The following is a 23,353-nucleotide window of genomic DNA, read 5'->3' as shown; positions in this document are numbered from 1 at the left end:
ACTTCTGTCACTATCTCGGCCATCGCCCCGCTCCCCTTCGATCAGGCGGTCGAGCCGACGACCCCGTCGACCAGATAGTCCATGCTTTCGAGTTCGATCGCGTTCTCGGGGAAGGCCTGGCCCGCAGTGGCTACAACAGCACCCTTGTTGCTGTTTAGAGGACCCTTGATGACGGCGAAGCCGCCCTTCATCATTTCGGCCAGCGTGGCGTCGAACTGCTTGCGCGCCGGCTCGCCGACGGCCGGGCCAAGCGGGCTCATCTTGACGAAGCCATCGGCCAGTCCGCCGCGGGTGAAATTGGGCAGCGGGTTTCCGGCGACGAGGTCGTCGACGAACATCTTGTAGACCTTTGCCCAATTCCATTCGGCACCAGTCAGGTATTTCTCGGGCGCCAGTGGGCTCTGATTGGCATGGTAGCCGCAGACAAAGGCGCCGCGGCCAGCGGCCGTCTCGACCACGACCTTGGGGCTGTCGACATGGCAGGTGACGACATCGACGCCCTGGTCGACCAGCGCGTTGGTGGCCTCCGCCTCCTTGACCGCCAGGGACCATTCGCCGGTGAAGATCACCTGGCAGGTGATGGTCGGGTCGACGGAGCGCGCGCCGAGCAGGAAGGAGTTGATGTTGAGCAGCACCTGCGGGATCGGCTTGGCGGCGACAAAGCCGAGCTTCTTGGTCTTCGTGGTGTGGCCGGCGACGACACCGTTCAGGTACTGGCCCATGCCGATATAGCCGAAATAGGATCCGGCATTCTTCGGATGCTTGTCCTTGTTCCACATGCCGCCGCAATGGCGGAACTGCACGTCGGGGAATTTCGTGCACATGGCCAGCATATGCGGGTCGAAGTAGCCGAAGGAGGTCGGGAAGATCAGCGAGGCGCCGTCGAGGTTGATCATCGATTCCATCGTCTTCTGGACATCGACGGTCTCGGGCACGTTCTCCTCCTCGACAATGGAGAGGCCTTCGATACCCTTCAGCGACGCGGCCCCCTCGGCATGCGCCTGGTTATAGCCATAGTCGTCCTTCGGGCCGACATAGATGAAGCCGACAGTGGCCGAAGCGGCGAAGGCGCGGCCGATGGGAAAGGATGCCGACGCGAGCCCAAGTGCGGCTCCGGCAGCGGAGGTCTTGAGCAACTCGCGGCGGTTAAGCGTGAATTTCGCGGTCATAGTGAATGCTCCCCTGTAAGACCCTTTTCCGGGTCGGTTAACATGCCTTCGAGAAAGTGCATGCAATCGCCGTGCCAATTCTGAAGACGAAATTTATCTAATAAATCAGCACCTACATGAAACGCACCTGCTCACGTCAAAGGCAATTGCATGCACTTTTTGCCTTGAAAACAGCCAGTTTGACAGGCAGATTAAAATAGAGGCATAAACAAGAAATATCGATTCGACGGCCGCTGAGCCGCCCAACGAGAAGACCAAACGGAGGAAACTTGTCGGGGAAGCGCAGCTTGATCAGGTCGGGTACGACTGTAGATCAGATGGTGAGGGCGATCGGTGACCGGATCGTCACCGGCTTCTTGCGCCCCGGCGAAAAGCTGGACGAGACCTCGCTCGCCGCGCGCTTCGACGTATCACGCACCCCGGTGCGAGAGGCGCTCGGCCAGCTGAGCGCCATGGGCCTGGTCGAAAGGCGGCCCAACCGCGGCGCCATCGTCGCCGTGGTGACGCAGGAGCATCTCGCCTCGATGTTCGAGAGCATGGCCGAACTGGAAGCGATCTGCGCGCGCTTCTCGGCCGAGCGCATGACCAGCAGCGAGCGCCGCGCGCTCGAGGTCGAGCACCAGGCCTCGGCGCGAATGGTGCGTCTGGGCGCCGAGGAGGACTACGAATACTTCAATACCGAGTTCCACAGCCGGCTTTATCGCGGCGCCCACAACGCACATATCTACGAAATGACCGTGATGACGCGCAGTCGGCTGGCGCCGTTCCGCCGAGCCCAGTTCATGCTGCCAGGCCGGCTCGCCAAATCCTGGCAGGAGCACGATGCCATCGTCACCGCGATCATGCGCGGTGACGGAGTTACTGCGGGAAACGCCGCCAAGGATCACGTTTCCATCGTCAGCAAGGCCAGTTCCGTCTTTGCGCTCGGCGAGCAGCCAAAGGGCACAAGTACGACAATGCCGGTTACCGCCGGTTGACGCCCACACGCCTTCATCTCGCTTTCCTCCCTTACGCCGCGCAAGCCTGCCACAAGCTTGTTGAGGCATGGTCTGGCTAAGGAAAACCGACAAAAGGCGGACTTTCTTGGCGATTTCTCCACCCAGCGACATCGTTATGGATGTGGCCCGAGCCGTCGACCCGACGGATATTGAAGCCGCCCGCGCCGCGCTTACAAAGCGAGCCGGTGGTGCTGCTGGCGCATTTTCGGTCGGTGACGCCGCTTCGGTGAATGCCGGCTCGATCCTGTCGCGCGCCACCGCCGACAAGGCCGCCGCTTCAACCGACCCCGCCAAGAAGTTCAAGAAGTTCGAGGCCATGGTGCTGCAGACCTTCATCCAGAACATGCTGCCCAAAGACACCGAAGGCGTCTACGGCAAGGGCCTGGCCGGCGACATGTGGAAATCGCAGCTTGCCGAGCGGGTGGCCGACGTCATGGCCGAGCGCGGCGGCATCGGCATCGCCAAGTCGATGCTGGCCGACCACTATGTCGAAGGCAAGCGCATCGTGCCGGTCGGTCCGGTTTCGGGCGGGCCGGAAAAAACCGAGATCGATCAACAGGGCAGCTTGTCGACCTCGCTGGTCCACGAATTGCAGCGCAAGGCGGCGCGATCAATCACCGGTGGCGAGACCACCATCAGGACAGACATCAAGATTTAAGGCATGCCCGGAAGCGAAACCAGTTTTGGGAAAGATCATGCTCCACCAGGCAGATAGTGCGTATCCGAGTTCAATCTAACCAGACCGGGATTTCTCATGGCCGACTTTTCGGAATTCACCACCAACCTGCCAGCACGCACGACCGCATCGGAAGCCCCGATCCCGTTCGCGCGGCCTGGCAACCTCGCCGCCATCATCGGCCGCATCGAGGACGTGGTCGAGGAAGAGACGGCCGGCATTCGCAACGCCACCGATTATGATCTCAAGGCATCGAACGCCCGCAAGAGCCGCTACCTCTATGAACTGACCCGCGCCATGAAGGGCGGCAGCGAAGCCGAATTTCTCGAACAGCACCGCGAGGGCCTGACCCGGCTGCGCCACAAGCTGGCGAAGAACGAGGCGGCGATCCTGGCGCACCTCAGCGCGGTCAACGAAGTTGCCAACCTGCTGCGGCACGCCATCCAGCGCGCGGAAACCGACGGCACCTATTCGGCCGGCGAATTCGGCTGGGCAAAGGCATGATGCGGGACTCAAGGAACGCATCGGCGACCCTGCTCATGCAGGAGGGCAGCGCCGCGTTGCCATCGCAAGTCAATGACGGGGCCCGATGATCAAGGTCATCGCGATCGCGGTCTGGATCTGCGCCGCAACGCTCGGCGCGGTGTTCTATTCGTTCCAGGCTGCGGGCGAAAAGGGCGTCGGCGAAACGCCGAAGCCGATGCTGGGAGGCCTCGACTACGTCAAGACCGATATCATCTCGGTGCCGCTGATCCGCGATTCGCAGATCGGCGGCTATTTCCTGACAAAGCTCGTCTACACGGTCGAACCCGAGCAGATAAAGAAGCTGTCCATTCCGGCGGAAGCGCTGATCACCGACCAGGTCTATTCCTACCTCTATTCCAATCCTCAGATTGACTTCACCAACAAGGCGACGATCGATCTCGATGCCTTCCGCGCCGCGATCCGCGATACCGTCAACACGCGTGTCGGCGCCACTTTGGTGCATGAGGTTCTGATCGATCAGGTCAATTTCCTGTCGAAGGACGAAATCCGTGACAACTGGCTGCGTCGCAAGAAAAGCGAGACGGCCGCGGAAATGACCAAGGCTTTCAAGGAACACTGAGTTGCCCTGCCCACGGGTTCCGATCACATCGGGCCCCACCTGCCGCCAGCGCAGGAACCAGCCACCGGAATCCGCGTTGACGTAAACGTCAACCCAAAGCTATATGCGCCAGCGACCGTGATCGCGAAACCGCGGCATGGGCTTCGGCCGGATCGAAGCGCCGTTGCGAGACAGATGCAACCAGACAAGGAGAACAGCGTGAGCGTTCAGGAGATTGCCGAGAAGATCAAGTCGCGCGTGGCAAGCAGCGGGTTCGATCGTTCCGTGAAATTCGACACCGGCAGCGACGGCGTCATCGTCATCGACGGCGCGACAATTTCAACCACCGACGCGCCCGCCGATTGCACCATCAAGCTTTCGATCGACGACCTGGATTCGCTGATCGCTGGCGACCTGAACCCGACCATGGCCTTCATGACCGGCAAGATAAAGGTCGAAGGCGACATGACCGTCGCCATGGCGCTCAGCCAGTTGATCGGCTGAAAACATGCAGCCGCCCAAGGCGGCGCCCACCAATCGCGAAAAAAACGCCGCCTTTTCGGGCGGCGTTTTTGCATGAGTTGCTGGCGCTTCGTGGCTCAGGCCGCCGATGTCAGTTCCTGCGCCTTCAGCGTGCGGCCGGCCGCCTTCAGCGTGCCGTGCACGCCGTCGAGCACGCCTTCCACCAGTTCCAGGGCCAGCAGGCGGTGCCGCTCATAGGGTCCCGGCATGGCAAGCGAACCGGTCCTGGCGGCCGAGAAGCCGAAGCGTTCATAGTAGGGCGCATCGCCGACCAGCAGGATCGCCGCGTGGCCAAGACGCGCTGCTTCGGCAACGGCATGGCGCATCAGTGCCGAGCCGATGCCGGCACTCTTGAGCGACGGATCGACGGCAAGCGGTCCAAGCAGCAGCGCTGCCGGGCCGCCCTCGCCCAACGTGACATCCCACAGCCGCACGGTGCCGGCCACGCCGCCCGCCGCATCGCGGGCGACGAAGGCCAGGCCTTCCGATGGCCGCCGGCCACGCCGCAGCTTCTCCGATGATTTTTTCCGCCGCTTAGAGCCCATGGCCTCATCCAACAGCGCTTCACGCGCGGCAGCGTCGGCCGCGGTTTCGGCAACGATGGCAATGGCACTCTCCCTCCTCGAGGGGGAGATTTCGCACGGAGCGCCTTCAACAATGAAATTTGCAATATCCATTTCCGCGATCCTTCACGAGCGGAGGTTGTTCCACAGGCGAGCCCGGGTGGACGACGGACGCCCATCTGGGATGATCTGACCGGCTCTTTCGAACCGTCAGATCACGTAGGATCGGAGAGGCTCGAAGCCGTTGAAGGCGACCGCCGAGTAGGTGGTCGTGTAGGCACCGGTGCCTTCGATCAGCACCTCGTCGCCGATCGTCAGCGACAGCGGCAACGGGTACGGCGTCTTCTCGTACATCACGTCGGCCGAATCGCAGGTCGGGCCGGCGAGCACGCAAGGTGCGGTCTCTGTGCCGTCATGGCGGGTGACGAGGGGATAGCGGATAGCCTCATCCATCGTCTCGGCAAGGCCGCCGAACTTGCCGATGTCGAGGAATACCCAGCGCACATTGTCGTTGGCGGCCTTCTTCGAGATCAGGACGACTTCCGACTTGATGACGCCGGCGTTGCCGACCATGCCGCGGCCCGGCTCGATGATGGTTTCCGGGATGGCATTGCCGAAATGCTTGCGCAGCGCCGAGAATATCGCCTGGCCATAGGCCTGTGCTGCCGGCACGTCACGCAGATAACGCGTCGGGAAACCACCGCCCATGTTGACCATCTTCAAGACGATGCCTTCCTCGGCGAGCGTCGCGAACACCGCCTTGGCATCGGCCAACGCGCGGTCCCAGGCGGTCAGGTCGGTCTGCTGCGAGCCGACATGGAACGACACGCCATAGGCATCGAGGCCGAGCCCCTTGGCATGGCGCAGCACGTCGACGGCCATCGCAGGCACGCAGCCGAATTTGCGCGACAGCGGCCACTCGGCGCCCTCGCCATCGGTCAGCACGCGGCAGAACACGCGGGAGCCTGGAGCGACACGGGCGATCTTCTCGACCTCTTCGACGCAGTCGACCGCGAACAGGCGGATGCCGAGCTGGTAGGCGCGTGCGATGTCACGTTCTTTCTTGATGGTGTTGCCGAAGGAGATGCGGTCCGCCGGCGCACCGGCGTCCATCGCCATCTCGACTTCGGCAACGGAAGCGGTGTCGAAAGACGAGCCCATCGCAGTAAGCAGGCGCAGGATTTCCGGCGCCGGGTTTGCTTTCACCGCATAGTAGATTTTCGAATCGGGCAGCGCCTTCTCGAAGGCTCGGAAATTGTCGCGCACGACATCGAGGTCGACAACGAGGCAAGGGCCGGACGGACGTCGGGTGGCGAGGAAGTCAAGGATGCGCTGGGTGGCCATCGGGGTCTCTCCATCAGCGCCTTTCGGCGCGCAATAAGGCTGCGGGACGCGGGCTGTTGGCCTCGCGAACACGCGGTGGACAAAGGCGGGACGGAAATCCATGGAACCAGCCGGTGGAGACCCCGGAACCATGAAACGCCGTCTCGCGGCGGTGAACCTTGGCCTTGCCCGGCCTCGGTTCGCTTTGTCTGCCTTGGCTTGGATGGGAGACCCGTCCGCACTGCCGGCAATGAAGGTGTGCCTCTTCAGTAACCCCGGTCTTTGGACAACCGGCAGAACACCAGAAAGGCCCGCACCGTCGTTGCTTCAAGGTGTCCTCGGGCTTGCGGTTGGCCGCTAGACCGACTGGAGGGGTTAGCTCCAGTTACCTTACCGATTTCCCTCACCATTCGAGGATCGGCGGACACCCACAGGCACGTGCGACTTTGGGCAAGCGCGATATAAGGTTGAACGATTTCACAATCAATAAAAATCGTATTCCAGGTTGTAAAATTCCTGGCATCGAACAATGCTGCGCCAACCGTATCCGGATAGCGAACGATGACAGGCACGCACGGCCCTCTAAACGCCTTTCTCGACCTTCGCCAGATGCCGGTGGCGCATGCCGAAACTGGCCCTCTGGCCGGCTTGCGGCTGGCCGTCAAGGACATCTACGACGTCGCCGGGTACCGCACCGGTTGCGGCAACTTGCAGAAATTCGCAGACAGCCCCGCCGCCTCGCGCACGGCGCCGGCCGTGCAGATGATTCTCGATGCCGGGGCGCGCTTCGTCGGCAAGACCCAGACCGACGAACTTGCCTTCGCGCTGTTCGGCCAGAATGCGCATTTTTCGTTTCCGGTGAACCCGGCCGCGCCCGACCGTGTCACCGGCGGCTCGTCATCGGGATCAGCGGCGGCGGTGGCGGGCAGGCTTGCCGATATCGCCACCGGCTCCGACACCGGCGGCTCGATCCGCGCGCCGGCGAGTTTTTGCGGACTGATCGGGCTGCGCACCACGCATGGCCGCATTTCGCTCGATGGCACGATGAAGCTGGCCCCGAGCTTCGACACGTTCGGCTGGTTCGCCGACGACATCGAGACCTACGAGACCGTTGGCAGGCTGCTGCTCGGCCGCGACCCGCACCAGCACATACTCGACCGGCCGCTGGCGCTGGACTGGCTGGATGCGATGGTCGCCCGCCCGGCGCTTGCCGAATATACCCGAATGAAGGCACTGGCGAGTACGGTATTCGGTGCGCCGGCGATGTCGGCAGTGCGCTTCACCTCGTCTCCCGATGAACTCTACTGGTGCTTTCGCCGGCTGCAGGCCAGGGAGGCTTGGGCGGTGCATGGCGAATGGATCACCAGTGGCGAGCGCCACCTCGGTCCCGGTGTCGAAGAACGCTTCGGCTTCGGCCGTGCCGTCGACGACAAGACAGCGCAAGCCGAAAAGGCGCGACGGCTGACCTTTCGCGACGAACTGAGTGCCCTGCTGGGCAAGGACGGCTTCCTCATCCTGCCGACGGTGCCGGGCCCAGCTCCCTACGTGGACAGCACGCCGGAGCAGTTCCAGGCCTATCGCGAACGGGCGCTTCAACTTCTGTGCCTGGCCGGCCTGTCCGGTTTTCCACAGATCACCCTGCCCATCGGCTCGGTCGCCGGCGCCCCGTTCGGCCTGTCGCTGCTTGGCCCTTCCGGCAGCGACATTGCCCTGATACGGCTCGGCCGGAAACTTCTCGACGCCGCACGAAAGGCCTGACCATGGACACACTGACACGCATGCGTGCCTTCATCGACGTGGTCGAGGCCGAAGGCTTTTCGGCGGCGGCACGCAAGATCGGCCGTTCCAAGGCCCTTTTGTCGAAATATGTGCGCGAACTGGAGGACGAACTCGGCGCGCTGCTGCTCAACCGCACCACGCGCCAGTTCTCCATGACCGAGGCCGGCCACACCTATTACCGGCGTGCCTCGGAGATCGTGCGGGAGGTCGACAGCCTGGCCGACGCCGTGCGCGAATCCTCCGGCGACGTGCGTGGCCGGATCAAGCTGTCGGCGCCGCGCACCTTCGCCGACGCGCCGGTCGGCCAGTCGCTGATCGATTTCGCCAAGCAGCATCCCGACATCGTGCTCGACGTCCAGCTCGACGACCGCTTCGTCGATTTGGTCGAGGAAGGCTTCGACCTCGCGGTACGCATCTCGCGGCTCGAGAACTCGTCGCTGATCGCCAGGCGGCTGGCGCCATTTTCTGTAAAGCTCTGTGCCTCTCCCGAACTGATCGCCAAGCATGGCATGCCGACGCGGCCGCAGGATCTTAGCCGCATGCCCTGTATCGTCGACACCAATGGCCGCGGATTGAGCAACTGGCCGTTCAAGGGCGACAATGGCGATCCGATGAGCGTTTCGGTGTCGGGTCCCATCGAGGTCAACAGCCCGATGACGGCGCGTGCGGCGACCGTGGCCGGGTTGGGGTTTTCCGTCCTGCCGGATTTTATCGCCGCGCCCGACCTCGAGAGCGGCCGGCTGGTGTCGGTGATGGATGACCGTATCCTGCCGGGCGGCGGCATATTCGCCGTCTACCCGCACCGCCGTTACCTGCCCGCCAAGGTTCGCGTTTTCGTCGATTTCCTGGTGCAGTGGTTCAGGACGCGTGAAGCTGCCTGACCCATTCAGTCGAGTCCCGGTTCCAATTTCGCCCCCTTTCTGATAACTCTCGACATCACTCCGAGGCCCATGGAATCGCGACTGAGAATGCACCTGAAACGGCACGCAATCATGCTGGCTTCGGCCTTGGCGGCAACCATTGCCGCCACCGGACCGGCTGAGGTGCACCCGCACGTCTTCGCCGAGGCCCGCCTGGACGTGATCCTCTCCCCGGATCACCAAAGTGTGAAAGCGTTGCGGCATCTCTGGCGCTTCGACGATCTCTTCTCCAGCACGGTGATGATGGAGTTCGACAAGAACTCCGACCTGAAGCTCGACGACAAGGAGCTGAAGGAGGTCGCCGACACCGTCCACGCCTCGCTGGCCGAATTCAACTATTTCCAGCTCGTCACCGTCGACGGCAAGGACGTGGCGATGACGCCGCCGCCGCATCTGATGGCCAATTTCGACAACGACCAGTTGATCATCCTGTTCGAGTCCGAGCCGAAAGTGCCGATCAAGCTCAACGGCAAGATAGATATCGGAGTCTACGATCCGACGTTCTACACCGCGATCGACTTCACCGACGATTCCAACATCACGGTTGAAGGCCTGCCGTCGAACTGCACCAGCAAGGTGATCCGTCCGGACCCGGACGAGGCCATCAAAGAAAACCAGAAGACCCTCACCGATGCCTTCTTCAACGATCCGACAGGCACCGACATGAGCAAGATCTTCGCCACAAAGCTCGAACTGACCTGTCAGCCAGAAGGATGAAGCCGGTGACGAAACCGTCCCTGCGTTTGGCATTCGGCCTGTTGGCCGCCACTGTCGTCATGATGCATCTCGCCAACTCCGCCCATGCCCAGAGTTCGCTCGGCATCGGCGTCAATGACGGCATCGCGCCCAGCACCGGCCCCTTCGCCCACATACTGATGTGGATCAATCTGCGGCAGCAGGAATTCTATCGCGCGCTGGCGACGGCAATGAAGGCGATGCGCCAGGACGGCAGCAAGATTTGGATACTCGTCGGCCTGTCCTTCGCCTACGGCATCTTCCACGCCGCCGGCCCGGGCCACGGCAAGGCGGTGATCTCGTCCTACATGGTCGCCAACGAAGTGGCGCTGCGGCGCGGCATCCTGTTGTCCTTCGTCTCGGCGCTGCTGCAGGGCCTCACGGCGGTCGCGGTGATGGGGGTAGCCTATTTCGTCCTGCGCGGCACCTCCGTGACGATGACGGACGCGGCCTGGTTCATGGAGATCATGAGCTTTGTCTTCGTCACCCTGTTTGGCGCCTGGCTGCTGTGGCGCAAGCTCGGCCCTGCCGTCCTGCGCTTGTTTGGCAAAGGCCCCGCCTACAGCCTGTCGGCGGCGCACGCCGGCCATTCTCATGGTGGGCATTCGCATGCCGGTCATTCGCATGCCGGTCACAGCCATTCGGCGCATGCCCATTCGCATGCGCTGCAGGTGCATGACGATCATGACCATGCGCATGGCCATTCGCATGATCATCACGATCACGATGCGCATGATCATGGCAAACACGATCATGCGCATCACGCGGCAGGCGAGGTCTGCGACACCTGCGGCCATTCGCATGCACCCGATCCGGCGCTGCTGTCGGGCGATCGCTTCGACTGGCGCACGGCATGGTCGGCGGTGGCGGCGGTCGGCATCCGCCCCTGCTCCGGCGCGCTGATCGTGCTCAGCTTCGCGCTTCTCAACGGACTTTGGCTCGGCGGCCTGCTGTCGGTGCTGGCGATGTCGCTGGGCACTGCCATCACCGTCTCGGCGCTGGCGACACTGGCGGTGACGGCAAAGAACTGGGCGGTGTACTTCGCTGGCGATGGCCGCATGGGCAACCGCATCCACTCGATCGTCGAGATCGGCGGCGCGGCCTTCGTCTTCCTGTTCGGGCTGTTGCTGCTGTCGGCGAGCCTGGCGACCGGCGGATGATATCCCCACCGTAGTGCTGCGGGTTTAACTCGCGATCTTGCCGCCGAGTTCATCCTCGATGTGAGCGCGGATGATCTCGTCGAAACTCTTTTCGGCGACAAAGCCGAGCTCCCTCGACCGTCGCGCTTCGAACCTTGTCGGCCAGCCCTTGACGATGGCCCAGATCGTCTCGTCCGGCTCCTCGCGGATCAGGCTTGCCACCTTCGGCCCGGCGATGCGTTCCAGCGCCTCGATCTGCTCGCCAACGGTGACCGCGACGCCGGGCATCGTCAGGTTGCGGCGCGGCCCGACAGCGGCGCCATCGATCTCCGCAGCATGGATCAGGAAATTGACCGCCGAACGCGGGCTGGCGTGGGTGTGCACGACCGAACGCGGCACCGGCAGGATCGCCTCGTGGCCGCTCAACGGTTCGCGGATGATGCCGGAGAAGAAGCCGGACGCCGCCTTGTTCGGCTTGCCGGGCCGCACGCAGATGGTCGGCAGCCTGATGCCGATGCCATCGAAGAAGCCGCGCCTGGTATAGTCGGCCAGCAGCGCTTCGCTCATCTGCTTCTGGGTGCCGTAGGAGGTCAGCGGCGTCGGATGGAAGTCGTCCGGAATGACATCCGGGAACGGCGCGCCGAACACCGCGATCGACGAGGTGAAGACGACGCGCGGTGCAAAGCCCGCCAGGCGAATGGCATCGAACAGCGCGCGCGTGCCATCGAGATTGACGCGGTAGCCGAGTTCGAAATTCGCCTCCGCCTCGCCGGATACGATGCCGGCGAGATGGAAGACGACATTGGGGCGCGATGCGACCAGGCGCTCAGTGGCACCCGCCTCGGCAAGATCGCCGGTGTGGAGGGTGATGCTGACGCCGTCCATGCTAGGTGCCTGCGGCGGCACGATATCGTGCAGGTCGAGCGCGGTGATTTTGCCGCCGCGCAACGCGCCGTCCTTGGCCAGCCGGGCGATGAGCTTGCGGCCGACCATACCCGCGGCGCCGGTGATCAGAATGCGCATGTCGAAAATCCCTTGCCTATTTACCCTGGTTTTTGCGCTGGTTGCGGGCCCGCAGCCAGAACACCGAGAAGAACGCCAGCACGAAGACGATGGCAAAGGCGCCGGCCAGCACGGTCGAAAGGCTGCCGAGCGCCAGCATCATGGTCGGCAGATAGTAGGCGCCTATGCCGAACAGAAGCATGATCCACACCGCTGCGATGGCCGCATTCCTGGTGTCGCGGTCCATCATGCCGCGTCCGGGCAGTGGGCGTTCATCAAGCTGGTTTTCAAGGTTTGGAGCTCCTGAGGCAGGACCAATCGGTCCTAGTGACGGTGGTCGTGATGCGCGGCAGCGTGCCCGTGCCCGTGGTCGTGCCCGTGGCTATCGTCGGCGCACTGTCCGAATTCCGGTTCCACGGTGGCATGGCTGATGCCGTGCTCGCTGGCAAGCCGCTTCTTGACGGCGCTGACCGCCTGGTGCGCGTCGACGCCCTCGTCGAGACAGGCATGCAGCGTCGCCATGTTGCTGGTCCCGTCGAGCGACCAGACATGCATGTGATGCACTTCGCGGACGCCGGGGACCGTCGCTTCGATGTCCATGGCGATGAGATCGCGGTCGAGGCTGGGCGGCACGCCCTCGAGTAGGACATGGGCGGCTGCGCGCATCAGCGACCATGCCGTATACAGGATCAGCAGCGAGACCAGGACCGACAGGATCGGGTCTATCGGCGTCCAGCCGGTCGCCAGGATGACCAACGCAGCCGCGATGGCGGCGGCTGAGCCGAGCAGGTCGCCCAGCACATGCAGGATGGCGCCGCGCATGTTCAGGTTCTCGCGATCGCCGCCATGCAGCACCAGGAAGGACCCGATATTGACCAGCAGCCCGAGGATCGCGACCATCAGCATCGGGCCGCCAAGCACCGGAGCCGGTGCCTGCAGCCGCCTCCAAGCCTCGTAGACGATCCACAGCGCGATGACGAAGATGGCGATGCCGTTGGTATAGGCCACCAGCGTCTTGACCCGGCCGAAGCCATAGGTGAGGCGCACGGTCGCCGGACGCCCCGCAAGATGAAACGCATACCAGGCAAGGCCGAGCGCGATCGAATCGGCGAGCATGTGGCCAGCATCGGCCAACAATGCCAGTGAGCCGGTAAGGATGCCGCCGAGCGCTTCGGCGACCATGAAGCCGCCAGTCAGGCAGGCCGCGGTAAGCACGCGTTTCTTGTCGGTCGAGCCATGCACATGACCGGGCCCATGATCGTGGCCAATGTGATCGTGCCCAGTGTGATCGCGCCCGGTGTGATCATGCCCGCTGTGATCGTGGGTGTGGGCCAATGGCAAACTCCCGTTACGCGCCTGATCTCACGCACCGAACTGCGCGCGAAAATCCTCAAGCCGTCGCTTCTGCTGGCCGTCGCCATCGAAATTAGCCGGATCGAGCCACGCTTCATAGGCCTTGCGCAAGGCCGGCCACTCCTTGTCGACGATCGAATACCATGCCGTATCGCGGTTTTCACCCTTGACGATGAGATGCTGGCGGAAAATGCCCTCGAACTTGAAGCCGAACCGTTCTGCCGCCCGCTTAGATGGCTCGTTGCGGTTGTTGCATTTCCATTCGTAGCGGCGATAGCCGAGCTCGTCGAAGATGTATCTCATGAACAGGAACTGCGCTTCAGTCGCCGCCGGCTTGCGCGAGATGATTGGTCCCCAGTAGATGTTGCCGATCTCGATGACGCCGTAGGCCGGATCGATGCGCATCAGTGTCTGGCGCCCGGCGATCTTGCCGCTGGCCTTGTCGATAACCGCGAAGAACAGCGGATCCTCGCTGGCCTCCACCTTGTCCAGCCATGGCTGGAAGGCGGCACGGGTCTCCGGCGGATAGTCGGGCAGCCAGGCGAAGCGCCCATCGACATCGGATACGGACGACGCTTCATAGAGACCGTCGCCGTGTTTTGCAGCGCTCAGCGGCTCAAGCCGGACATACCGGCCGTCGATGGCCTTGCGTTCGGGCCGCGGGCGCGGTTGCCAGTCTTTGAGATTTTCCGACACCGAAAGCTCCAATCCGTTTGACTTTTGCGGCCTGAGGCTCACAAAAACGCGACCCAACAGTAAGAACCACACGGACGGGAAAAATGCTCCACACGATTTCGGCCTTCGACCGTCTCGGCGAGGAAAACGCCTTTGCCGTGCTCGCGAGGGCCACAGCACTGGCCCAACAAGGCCGCGACATCGTCAATCTCGGCATCGGCCAGCCCGACTTCAAGACGCCGCAGCACATCGTCGAGGCGGCGATCAAGGCGCTGCGCGACGGCCATCACGGCTACACGCCGGCCAATGGCCTTTTGGCGACGCGCGAGGCGGTGGTGCGGCGCACGCTGACCACCACCGGCGTAGAGGTGTCGCCCGAAGCGGTGATGATCCTGCCCGGCGGCAAGCCGACCATGTTCGCCGCGATCCTGATGTTCGGCGAGCCTGGCGCCGAGATCCTCTATCCCGATCCCGGCTTTCCGATCTATCGCTCTATGATCGAGTTCACCGGTGCAGCACCTATTCCAGTGCCGATGCGCGAGGAAAACGGCTTTGCCTTCTCCGCCGAGGAAACGCTGGCGCTGATCACCTCCAAGACCAGGTTGTTGATCCTCAATTCGCCCGCGAATCCGACCGGCGGCGTCACGCCGCGGGCCGAGATCGAGAAACTGGTCAAGGGTCTGGAGGCGCATCCCCAGGTCGCCATCCTCTCCGACGAGATCTACGACGTCATGACCTATGACGGCGAGACGCATTGCTCTCTGCTTGGCTTTCCCGAGATCCGCGACCGGCTGATCGTGCTCAATGGCTGGTCGAAGACCTGGGCTATGACCGGCTGGCGCATGGGCTGGTCGATCTGGCCGAATGGCGACAAGGGCGCTCACCTCTACGACAAGGTGCGCAAGCTCGCGGTCAATTGCTGGTCCTGCGTCAACGCGCCGAGCCAGTTTGCCGGCATCGCGGCCATCGACGGCCCGCAGGACGACGTCGACAAGATGATGCGCGCCTTCGACCGCCGCAGGAAGATCGTGGTCGAGGGATTGAACGCCCTGCCTGACATATCCTGCATCACGCCCAAGGGAGCGTTCTACGCCTTCCCCAACGTCTCGAAGACCGGCTGGAAAGCAAAGAAGCTTGCTTCGGCCCTGCTCGACGAGGCCGGCGTGGCATTGATTGGCGGCCCCGATTTCGGCATTCTCGGCGAAGGCTATATCAGGCTCTCCTACGCCAACTCCGAGGAGAACATCTTGCGGGCACTGGAGCGGATCGGAGCGTTCCTGGCCAAGTGAGGCTGTCGGGCCTTGCGACCGGCGCTGGATGTTTGCAATCACGACAGAAGGTGACTCGATGTTTTACGCCATCCTCGCCTACCATGTGGAAGGAGCCATCACCGCGCTGACGCCGGAGCAGGACGCGGCATTGATGGCCGACCTGCTCGAAATCAACGATCGGCTTTACCGGGAAGGCAATCTTGGCCCATCGGCGCGGCTTGGGGCGACCCAGTCGGCCTGCACCTTGCGTGGACCGGGCGACGGAACCATTTTTGACGGGCCGTTCGCCGAGACGAAGGAACAGCTTCTCGGTCTCTATGTGGTCGACTGCGCGACACGTGACGATGCGATCGTTATCGCCCGCGACCTGCGCCGCGTTAATCCGACCGCCGTCTACGAAATCCGTCCAATCGCGCTCTACCTGCCGGGCGTGGCGTTGGCCGGGAAATAACTACCCACGCCCGACGAACGGCATCTTGGTCGCCATCACCGTCATGAACAGCACATTGGCGTCGAGCGGCAGGCTGGCCATGTGGACAACGGCGTCGGCAACGTGCTGAACGTCCATCACCGCTTCGGCAGCGATAGAGCCGTTGGCCTGCGGCACGCCGACCGTCATCGGCTGCGCCATGTCGGTCAGTGCGTTGCCGATGTCGATCTGGCCGCAGGCAATGTCGTAGGGCCTTCCGTCGAGCGCCAGCGTCTTGGTCAGCCCGGTGATGGCATGCTTGGTCGCGGTATAAGGCACGGAGCCCGGGCGCGGCGCGTAGGCCGACACCGAGCCATTGTTGATGATGCGGCCGCCCATCGGGCGCTGCTTGCGCATGGCGCCAAAGGCGGCGCGAGCGCACAAGAACGAACCGGTGAGATTGACGCCGACGATATCGTTCCACACCTCGACCGGGATCTCGTCGATGGGCGTCGATTTGTAGCCCATGCCGGCATTGTTGAAGAGCAGGTCGACGCGGCCGAAGGCCGCCGCCACCGTCTCGAACAGATCGTCGACCTCGCCGGCCTTGCTGATATCGCAGGCAACCGCCAATGCCTTGGCATCGGTGCGGCCAGCCTCGGCGACCGCGGCATCCAGCACCGGCTTGCGGCGCCCGCAAAACACCGTGTTCCAGCCGGCCTTGAGCAGCGCCGTAGCGACGCTCTTGCCGATGCCGGTGCCGGCGCCGGTGACGATGGCGGTTCTTTTTACGGTCATGGCTATTGTCCTCCGAAGCGACGCGCGCTCGCGCTATTTTCCGGGTTTGCGCACGAAGCAAAGGGATCGCAAATGACGGCGGCGATGGCAAGCCGAAGCACAAAGCATGATCCGAAAATTGGGATCCGATTTTGCTCGAGATCATGCTCGGGCGAGCAGATCGTGCCGACAAAAAGGGCGGTCATTGGCGACCGCCCTGATCTGGACCGGGCTTGGGAGGAGGAAAGCCGATCCAACTGGTTAGAATGATGCGCTTGCTGGGTTAACGAAAGGTTAACGCCAGACAAGCCACCTGTGCCGTTTTGGCCTACCAGCGCGGATTGGGTGAAGTTCCGGCCTTGGCCGGCACCTTGGCTGCCGAAACTGTCGCCTCGACATGATCGACCAGCGCATCCGGCAGGCCAAGCCGGCCGGCCAGCAGGTCGAGGTAGCCGCGCTCGGCGCGTGTGTCGGGATCGATGGTCAGGCGCGATGCCGTGTAGAGTTCGAGCTTCTGCGCATCGGTCTGGGCGCCTGCCACCAGCGCGTCGAGGTCGAGCGGGCTCGCCAGCTCCGCCATCAGGAATTTTTCGGCGTCGGAGCCGATGCCCGAAAGACTGAGCTTGCCGGCGATCTTCTGGCGCTCGTCATCGTCGACATGGCCGTCGGCCTTTGCTGCCGAGATCATCGCCCGCACCAGCGTCAGCGTGAATTCGTCCTCGCCTTGCGGCGCCTGCGACGGGTGGAAGGCGGTGTCCTTGGGCGGCGGCAGCAATTCAGGTTCGCCGCCTGCCGGCGCCTCGGCCGGAGCATTGCCGGCCTTGTAGTTCTGGTAAGCCTTGTAGGCGAGCCCGCCGATCGCGGCCAATCCACCGAGCTTCACCGCGGTACCCGTCACCTGGCGGCCGGCACCGGTTCCGAGCAGCACTGCAGCGAGCGCTCCAGCGGCCAGCGGATTGTCCTTGGCCATCTGCACGGCCTGGCCCGCCTTGTCGCGAACGGTGCCACTGGTGCCCGGGATTTGCGAGCCGAGCAGATCGTCGAGAAGCTTCTTGGGATCGAACATTCAGTGCCTCCAGGATTGCCCGGCCGAACGGGCAGGTTTCGAACGTCGAAGACGTAGGTCCCGGATCCTTGCATTACAATGACAAACCGTCGCCTTGCGGCTGTCGATAACAGAGCCAAACTAGGATCCGATGTGCGGATCCCTGCCCCGCGCCTGCGCAAGCTCGACTTGCCGCTGACGCTCGGCATAGCGCTGGCGGTCCTCGTCCGAACGCGCATCGAAGCAATGCGGGCACGAAACACCGGCGGCAAATTTGGGCGATGTCAGGTCGTTCGGCGTCAGTGGATGGCGGCAGGCGCGGCAGAGTTCCGCCTCGCCCTCGGCGAGGCCGTGCGACACAGAAACGCGCTCGTCGAAGACGAAGCACTCGCCTTGCCAGAGGCTCTGTTCGGACGGAACCTCCTCGAGGTATTTGAGGATGCCACCCTTGAGGTGGAACACGTCCTCGAAGCCGAGCGATTTGACGTAGGCGGTCGCCTTTTCGCAGCGTATGCCGCCTGTGCAGAACATCGCGACCTTGCGGCCTTCGAACTCCGCCCGGTGTGCTTCCACCCAGGCCGGAAACTCGCGAAAGCTGGCGGTAGCAGGGTCGATTGCGCCCTTGAAGGTGCCGATCGATACCTCATAGGCGTTGCGCGTGTCGATGATGACAGTGTCGGGCTCGGAAATCAGCGCATTCCAGTCGGCAGGCGCGACATAGGTGCCGGCGCTCGTCGCCGGATCGATATCGGCGATGCCCATGGTGACGATCTCGCGCTTCAGCCGCACCTTCATGCGATGAAACGGCATTTCCGCGGCTACGCTGTATTTGACCTCGAGGCCGGCGAGCCCTTCGACGGCTTCGAGATAATCGATCAGTTCGCCGATCGCCGTTTCGCTGCCGGCCACGGTGCCGTTGATACCCTCATGCGCCAGAAGCAGTGTGCCCTTGATGCCGCGCCCGCAACAGAAGGCAGCGAGCGGCGCGCGCAACTCCTCGAAGGCGTCGAGCCGGGCAAACCGGTAGAGCGCCGCAACGCGAAAGGGTTGAAGTGATGTCATGGCCGAAGCCACTAAACGCTCCCGCAAGCCGATTCAAGGCAGCTCCGGAATCCAGCCAAGTATCGGCCGCGCGTGACCTCGCGACACGCTTCGTTTCATGGACAGAAAAACACCCGTCTGCTAATCGGTTGAATTGCCCTCAAGCGCGTCGCGCCGAAACCAATTCATACGACGCGCTTTAGGTCTTTGTTTTATGGATGTCGTTTTCCCAAAGCCGGGATCCCTTTGGGGCGACATGCGCTAGGATACGGAGAGACAGATGCCCAGCAAGACCGAAAACCTCCTGTCGCTCCTAAACGGCCAGCCGGTCATCCCGGTGCTGAAGATCGCCAATGTCGCTGATGCCGTGCCCTTGGCCCGCGCCCTGGCACGCGGCGGCCTGCCGGCGATCGAGATCACGCTGAGGACCGCCGACGCGCTGGAGGCGATCCGGCGTGTGGCTGGTGAGGTCGAGGAGGCCATCGTCGGCGCCGGCACCATTCTCGATATCAGGCAGTTCGAAGAGGCAGCGAGCGCAGGCTCGCGATTCATCGTCAGCCCCGGCATCACCCGCGAGCTTCTCGCGGCAGCCGCCGACAGCGATGTTCCGCTGCTGCCCGGCGCCATCACGCCCGGCGAGATCATGGCCGCACGGGAAGCCGGCTTGCGCTTTCTGAAATTCTTCCCGGCTGAGCAGTCGGGCGGCATCGCTTCACTGAAGGCCTTCGCCTCGCCGCTCGCCGATGTGAAATTCTGCCCGACCGGCGGCATCACCGGCAAGAACGCGGCCGACTATCTCAGCCTGCCCAATGTCATCTGCGTCGGCGGCTCCTGGGTGGCGCCCGACGAAATGGTCAAGGCCGGCAAGTGGGACGAGATCGAAGCCCTGGCGCGTGCGGCAAGCAAGCTGGCGAAGTAAGGCCTTCGTCGCCGCATGAAAACCCGGCCGGCTTCCGTCGACCGGGTTGCGTTCCTGCTGCGAGCAGGGTCCGTCGCAGGTTTCGAGCCATCCGCGATCACTGCGATGTCACACCGGAGTGATCCGCCGATGGCAGCGGCATAGCGGCTGGTCTCGCAGCAAAAAGCCGCGCAGGTTGCCCAGCGTGGCTTTGTCGATTGGCTGATCGCTCACTTGGTCTGGAAGCGGGCGACCGAGAGGAACTTGACCGCGTTGCCTGTAAAGCGGTTGGCATCAGCCATCTGGTTGTTCTGCTGGAAGCCGGCCGTGTAGACCTCGCTCGGCGCCGTGTGCACGATGCTGTAGGCGTAGCCCGGCGCCGTCGTCGCGCTCGAGACGGTGGCGACATGCTCGCCGCTGGTCAGCGCCCAGCGGGCGGCCTGCGGTGCGGCGGCAACCACCATGGCCTTGGGGCCTGGCTTCAGGTCGCGCGCGGTGGCTCTCGATTCCTTGCGGGTGGTTTTCACGCCGGCACCGATCGCGGCGACCGGATCGGAGCCGGCCGGGCGGACAACGACAGCCTCGCGCGGCGATGCGGCATCATTACCCGACGGATCGTTGAAGGCCGAACGCGGCTCGGACTCGGACAATGAAGCAACCTGGTATTCGCCGGCCGCGCCGACCTGGGCATTGGCCTCGTCGAGAACGGCCTTGACCGCGTCCGGCCGGGCCATCTCGGGGCGCGCCGTCGGCAGCACCGAGAACGCGTCGGTCGCGGTCTTGCTGTGCTCAGCCGTATCGGCCAACGCCATCAGCACGGTCTTGCTGGGGGACGCAGCCAGAGCGGCTGGCAGAGAAGCGTCGGGGCGCCATGTCGGCAACGGTATGTTGTTGACGGCAATTTGGGCCGGATCAGCCGAAGCCGTTGCATCGGCCATGCCGAAAGGAACAGTAGCCGGCGCATGTGCGGTCGCCACGGCCTGCTCGGTGGTGGCTGTCGCATCCGCCATCCCAAAAGGAACGCTTTCAGGCGGCTGAGCGCCGACATCGGCCTTCGGCCGCGGTGCGAAATCAGGCAACGGAATACTGCGTGCAGGCAATGCCGCTATGATCGTCTCCGGCGTGTCCTGTTCAGGCTCGGGGGCCTGCTCCTCGGTCACCTGCGGAATCTCGGCGCGCTGCGCGTTCTCCGGCGCCACGATGGCGATGCCTGGCAGGTTGCTGGTCTTTGCTGCCTCGGCCGGCTTCAGGTTTCTCGCCTTGGGCGGAGGTGCAGCCGAAGCGGTTTCGACATCGGCGCTGTCGTCGGCCTCGTCGTCGCCGCCGCCAAAAAAGGCCGACAGGAACCCGCCTGATTTCTTGCCGCTGCCACCAGCGCTGGCCAACTCGATGGCCGGCGAGCCCGAACCCTTGCGCGCCTTGTAAGAGGCGAGTGCCTGCTCAAAGCCGGGCAGCGGCCTGCCGTCGCTCGGCACATGCAGCGTCTTGCCATTGGGGAACAGGCTGACCAGTTCCTGGCGGCTGATGCCGGGCCAATGGCGCACATTGCCGACATCCATATGGACGAACGGCGAACCGGAAGACGGATAGTAGCCGACGCCGCCGCCCTGCATCTTGAGACCGATATTGCGCAGTTTCTTCAGCGGCACGCCGGGAATGTAGAAATCCATCGCCTTGCCGAGCATGTGCTGGCTCTTCTCGGCGACGCCCCGGCTGCGGCTGCGCAGCATCGAGTTCGTCGACGGCGAGCGATAGCCGCAGACGACCTGGATGTAGTCCGTGGCGCCGGCTTCCCGGTACGCTTCCCAGACCAGATCGAGCAGACGCGGATCCATCTTGGTCGGCTCGTTGCGACGCCAGTCGCGCAGAATGATGTTGATCTTCCTGAGACCCTCCGGGACGTAGCGGCCGTTGCGCTTGTAGACGATCTCGGCCTTCTCGTGTGTATGGAGGTGATAGAGCTTCAGCGAACGTGTTTCGGCGCTAGCTCCGGTCGCAGCCGCGGCAACAAAACCAAGTGCGACAATCAATGCCGCCAGCCACTTCGGCCAGACGTTCACTTGATGGTGCCGCCCGTTTGTGTGTCGTTCGATTCTGTCCAAATCAAAAGGCCCTGCAGGCTGCCGTTTGTCCCCGGATTTGTCCAAACGGATGTGTCGTGATCACATCCGAATATCGATCCTAATGGTTAATCATCGCTTATTGAAGTCGAAATGCGGTAACACCGTGGCGATATCCCGCCCAAAATTGTACACGGGGTTTCTTGGTAAACCACTGGTTTAGATCATGTTTCCGCCTTTGCGTGGAACACGATCTGTTACCGTTAGCCTTAATGCGTGAACAGCGCTGTCCATGGGCCCGCCACAATCCGCCAACGGCCGGTATACGGCCTGTTGTGGCATTGCAGACTGGTGCCGAGCTTGCGCCTCAGGAAGCGAGCCGGTCGACCCGGCCGGTCTCGGGGTCGATGCCGTATTCCTTGAGCTTGCGATAGAGCGTCGAGCGGCCGATGCCGAGTCGGCGGGCGACTTCGCTCATCTGGCCGTTGTAGTGATCGATGGCGAGCTTGATCATCTCGAATTCGACATCGGCCAGAGCGCGTACATTGCCGCGATCGTCGAGCGCCCGCAACGTGCCGAAGCGGGACGGCAACCTGGCCGGCGGATCGGACTCGGTTGCTGGGCTAACCTCGCCGGGCAAGGCTTCTTCTTCGTCCCCCTCCGGAGGCAAGGACGGCGACAGCGCATCGCCGTCGGTGTCGAGGTTGACGGTGCCTTCCACCTGCGCCCGGATCTGCGGGAAGTCCTCCGTGGTCAGCAAATCGCCTTCGCAGAGCACCGAAGCCCGGAAGACGGCATTTTCGAGCTGCCGGATGTTTCCGGGCCAGTCATAGGCCTGCAGCACGGCGAGCGCCGCGGCCGAAATGCCGTGCAGGCGATGACGCGGATCGGCCGGCGCCACCTTGTCCATGAAATGGGTGACCAGGTAGGGGATGTCGTCTCGGCGGTCGCGCAGCGGCGGCACGAAGATCGGGTATACGTTCAGCCGATAGAACAGATCCTCGCGGAACTTGCCGTCCTTAACCTGCTGCAGGAGGTTGCGGTGCGTTGCCGAAATCAGCCTGATGTCGACCCTGACGGTCGAGCGTCCGCCGACCGGGTCGACCTCGCCGTCCTGCACGGCGCGCAACAGCTTGACCTGAACGTCGAGCGGCAGGTCGCCGATCTCGTCGAGAAACAGCGTGCCTGAATGCGCTTCGACGAATTTTCCGGTGTGCTTGTCGGTCGCGCCGGTGAACGAGCCCTTCTCGTGGCCGAACAGGATCGATTCGACCAGATTGTCGGGAATGGCGCCGCAATTGACGGTGACGAAGGGTTTCGAGCGGCGGTCGCCGCTGCCCTGGATGGCGCGCGCCACCAGCTCCTTGCCGACGCCGGACTCGCCCTCGATCAGGATCGGAATGTTGGATACCGCCGCCTTCTGGCCAAGGCGGATCACCCTGTCCATGGCCGGGCTGTGCGTGATCATGTCCTTGAAGGTCAGAAGGCCGCTGCGCCGGCGCGACGTGCGCTTGACCTCGCCCTCGACGGCCTCGACCTTGAGCGCATTGCCGATCGACGCCTGCAGTCTGTCCGGAGACGCCGGCTTGACGACGAAATCGAAGGCGCCGTGGCGCATCGCCGAGACCACGGTCTCGATGCCGCCCTGGGCGGTCTGCACGATCGTCGGGACATTTATGTCGCGCTCGCGCATCGCCTTCAGCACGCCGATGCCGTCGAGACCGGGCATGACCAGATCGAGGATGACCACCGAAACCTCGCGGGCGCTGGGCCCGTCGAGGACATCGAGAGCAGCCGCGCCGCCATCGACGACGATGGCCGTGTAACCGAACCGTGTCACCGCCGCTTCGAGCAGCCGGCGCTGCACGGGATCGTCATCGACTATGAGTATGGAACCTGTCATGACTGGTATGA

Annotated in this window: 24 protein-coding genes; 12 read left to right on the top strand and 12 right to left on the bottom strand. The window is 63.4% G+C overall.

Annotated features, from left to right (window positions below; all coding sequences use genetic code 11):
- Positions 1-41: 41 nt before the first annotated feature.
- Positions 42-1,169 (bottom strand): BMP family ABC transporter substrate-binding protein, encoded by a 1,128-nt coding sequence (locus NKJ89_RS02860; RefSeq protein ID WP_352599691.1) that lies wholly within the window; start codon positions 1,167-1,169, stop codon positions 42-44.
- Between the two features lie 287 nt (positions 1,170-1,456).
- Between NKJ89_RS02860 and NKJ89_RS02855 the strand changes: the two genes are divergently transcribed.
- The 5 genes from NKJ89_RS02855 to NKJ89_RS02835 all read left to right on the top strand — a co-directional run bounded on the left by NKJ89_RS02855 (position 1,457) and on the right by NKJ89_RS02835 (position 4,431).
- A complete protein-coding gene (locus NKJ89_RS02855) occupies positions 1,457-2,146 on the top strand; it encodes a GntR family transcriptional regulator (protein ID WP_352599689.1) in 690 nt (229 codons plus the stop codon).
- A 67-nt stretch (positions 2,147-2,213) separates the two neighbouring features.
- Positions 2,214-2,825, top strand: a complete 612-nt coding sequence (locus tag NKJ89_RS02850) for a rod-binding protein (protein ID WP_352599687.1) — start codon at positions 2,214-2,216, stop codon at positions 2,823-2,825.
- A 96-nt stretch (positions 2,826-2,921) separates the two neighbouring features.
- Positions 2,922-3,347: a hypothetical protein gene (locus NKJ89_RS02845; protein ID WP_352599685.1), complete on the top strand. Its 426-nt coding sequence runs from the start codon at positions 2,922-2,924 to the stop codon at positions 3,345-3,347.
- An 85-nt stretch (positions 3,348-3,432) separates the two neighbouring features.
- Positions 3,433-3,948 carry a hypothetical protein gene (locus NKJ89_RS02840; RefSeq protein ID WP_023759774.1) on the top strand — a complete coding sequence of 172 codons (516 nt, stop codon included), beginning with the start codon at positions 3,433-3,435 and terminating at the stop codon, positions 3,946-3,948.
- Between the two features lie 198 nt (positions 3,949-4,146).
- Complete coding sequence (locus NKJ89_RS02835; protein WP_023759773.1) at positions 4,147-4,431, top strand: SCP2 sterol-binding domain-containing protein; 285 nt, start codon at positions 4,147-4,149, stop codon at positions 4,429-4,431.
- A 95-nt stretch (positions 4,432-4,526) separates the two neighbouring features.
- Here the strand turns inward: NKJ89_RS02835 and NKJ89_RS02830 are convergent, their stop codons facing one another.
- A complete protein-coding gene (locus tag NKJ89_RS02830) occupies positions 4,527-5,126 on the bottom strand; it encodes a GNAT family N-acetyltransferase (RefSeq protein WP_352599683.1) in 600 nt (199 codons plus the stop codon).
- 96 nt (positions 5,127-5,222) lie between these two features.
- Positions 5,223-6,356: an ornithine/lysine decarboxylase gene (odc2, locus tag NKJ89_RS02825; RefSeq protein WP_352599681.1), complete on the bottom strand. Its 1,134-nt coding sequence runs from the start codon at positions 6,354-6,356 to the stop codon at positions 5,223-5,225.
- 540 nt (positions 6,357-6,896) lie between these two features.
- Between odc2 and NKJ89_RS02820 the strand changes: the two genes are divergently transcribed.
- The 4 genes from NKJ89_RS02820 to NKJ89_RS02805 all read left to right on the top strand — a co-directional run bounded on the left by NKJ89_RS02820 (position 6,897) and on the right by NKJ89_RS02805 (position 10,929).
- Positions 6,897-8,093: an amidase gene (locus NKJ89_RS02820; protein WP_352599679.1), complete on the top strand. Its 1,197-nt coding sequence runs from the start codon at positions 6,897-6,899 to the stop codon at positions 8,091-8,093.
- A gap of 2 nt (positions 8,094-8,095) precedes the next feature.
- Positions 8,096-8,995 carry a LysR family transcriptional regulator gene (locus NKJ89_RS02815; RefSeq protein ID WP_352599677.1) on the top strand — a complete coding sequence of 300 codons (900 nt, stop codon included), beginning with the start codon at positions 8,096-8,098 and terminating at the stop codon, positions 8,993-8,995.
- Between the two features lie 87 nt (positions 8,996-9,082).
- Positions 9,083-9,751, top strand: coding sequence for a DUF1007 family protein (locus NKJ89_RS02810; protein WP_352599675.1), 669 nt, complete (start codon positions 9,083-9,085; stop codon positions 9,749-9,751).
- On the top strand, positions 9,748-10,929 hold the full coding sequence (locus NKJ89_RS02805) for a nickel/cobalt transporter (RefSeq protein ID WP_352599673.1): 1,182 nt from the start codon (positions 9,748-9,750) through the stop codon (positions 10,927-10,929). Before NKJ89_RS02810 ends, NKJ89_RS02805 begins: the two co-directional genes overlap by 4 nt.
- Positions 10,930-10,953: 24 nt before the next feature.
- On the opposite strand, the gene denD is transcribed toward NKJ89_RS02805, so the two are convergent.
- From denD to NKJ89_RS02785, 4 genes are all read right to left on the bottom strand, one after another.
- Complete coding sequence (gene denD / locus NKJ89_RS02800; RefSeq protein ID WP_352599672.1) at positions 10,954-11,931, bottom strand: D-erythronate dehydrogenase; 978 nt, start codon at positions 11,929-11,931, stop codon at positions 10,954-10,956.
- A gap of 16 nt (positions 11,932-11,947) precedes the next feature.
- Entirely contained in the window at positions 11,948-12,160 is a 213-nt protein-coding gene (locus NKJ89_RS02795; RefSeq protein ID WP_023759764.1) for a hypothetical protein, read from the bottom strand.
- A 74-nt stretch (positions 12,161-12,234) separates the two neighbouring features.
- Positions 12,235-13,245 (bottom strand): cation diffusion facilitator family transporter, encoded by a 1,011-nt coding sequence (locus tag NKJ89_RS02790; RefSeq protein ID WP_502904073.1) that lies wholly within the window; start codon positions 13,243-13,245, stop codon positions 12,235-12,237.
- Positions 13,246-13,272: 27 nt separating this feature from the next.
- A complete protein-coding gene (locus NKJ89_RS02785) occupies positions 13,273-13,959 on the bottom strand; it encodes a GNAT family N-acetyltransferase (protein ID WP_352599670.1) in 687 nt (228 codons plus the stop codon).
- An 83-nt stretch (positions 13,960-14,042) separates the two neighbouring features.
- Between NKJ89_RS02785 and NKJ89_RS02780 the strand changes: the two genes are divergently transcribed.
- The gene (locus NKJ89_RS02780; RefSeq protein ID WP_352599668.1) at positions 14,043-15,227 is read left to right on the top strand and encodes a pyridoxal phosphate-dependent aminotransferase; all 1,185 of its coding nucleotides are present in this window, start codon (positions 14,043-14,045) and stop codon (positions 15,225-15,227) included.
- 58 nt (positions 15,228-15,285) lie between these two features.
- Complete coding sequence (locus NKJ89_RS02775; RefSeq protein WP_352599666.1) at positions 15,286-15,660, top strand: YciI family protein; 375 nt, start codon at positions 15,286-15,288, stop codon at positions 15,658-15,660.
- Here NKJ89_RS02775 and NKJ89_RS02770 read toward each other — a convergent pair whose 3' ends face one another.
- The 3 genes from NKJ89_RS02770 to trhO all read right to left on the bottom strand — a co-directional run bounded on the left by NKJ89_RS02770 (position 15,661) and on the right by trhO (position 18,502).
- A complete protein-coding gene (locus tag NKJ89_RS02770) occupies positions 15,661-16,416 on the bottom strand; it encodes an SDR family oxidoreductase (RefSeq protein ID WP_023759759.1) in 756 nt (251 codons plus the stop codon).
- 307 nt (positions 16,417-16,723) lie between these two features.
- The gene (locus NKJ89_RS02765; protein ID WP_023759758.1) at positions 16,724-17,461 is read right to left on the bottom strand and encodes a tellurite resistance TerB family protein; all 738 of its coding nucleotides are present in this window, start codon (positions 17,459-17,461) and stop codon (positions 16,724-16,726) included.
- Positions 17,462-17,581: 120 nt separating this feature from the next.
- Positions 17,582-18,502, bottom strand: a complete 921-nt coding sequence (gene trhO, locus NKJ89_RS02760) for an oxygen-dependent tRNA uridine(34) hydroxylase TrhO (protein ID WP_023759757.1) — start codon at positions 18,500-18,502, stop codon at positions 17,582-17,584.
- 259 nt (positions 18,503-18,761) lie between these two features.
- On the opposite strand from trhO, the gene NKJ89_RS02755 reads away from it, so the two are divergent.
- Positions 18,762-19,400: a 2-dehydro-3-deoxy-phosphogluconate aldolase gene (locus NKJ89_RS02755; RefSeq protein WP_352599665.1), complete on the top strand. Its 639-nt coding sequence runs from the start codon at positions 18,762-18,764 to the stop codon at positions 19,398-19,400.
- Between the two features lie 209 nt (positions 19,401-19,609).
- Here the strand turns inward: NKJ89_RS02755 and mepK are convergent, their stop codons facing one another.
- Entirely contained in the window at positions 19,610-21,439 is a 1,830-nt protein-coding gene (gene mepK / locus NKJ89_RS02750) for a peptidoglycan L,D-endopeptidase MepK (protein ID WP_352599663.1), read from the bottom strand.
- Positions 21,440-21,806: 367 nt separating this feature from the next.
- Positions 21,807-23,342 (bottom strand): sigma-54-dependent transcriptional regulator, encoded by a 1,536-nt coding sequence (locus NKJ89_RS02745; RefSeq protein WP_352599661.1) that lies wholly within the window; start codon positions 23,340-23,342, stop codon positions 21,807-21,809.
- Positions 23,343-23,353: the final 11 nt, after the last annotated feature.

The organism is Mesorhizobium sp. M0047 (assembly GCF_040323315.1).
In the GTDB taxonomy this organism is placed as follows: domain Bacteria; phylum Pseudomonadota; class Alphaproteobacteria; order Rhizobiales; family Rhizobiaceae; genus Mesorhizobium.
The sequence above is the reverse complement of the archived record's forward strand: the minus strand, read 5'-3'. Positions and strand labels throughout refer to the sequence as shown.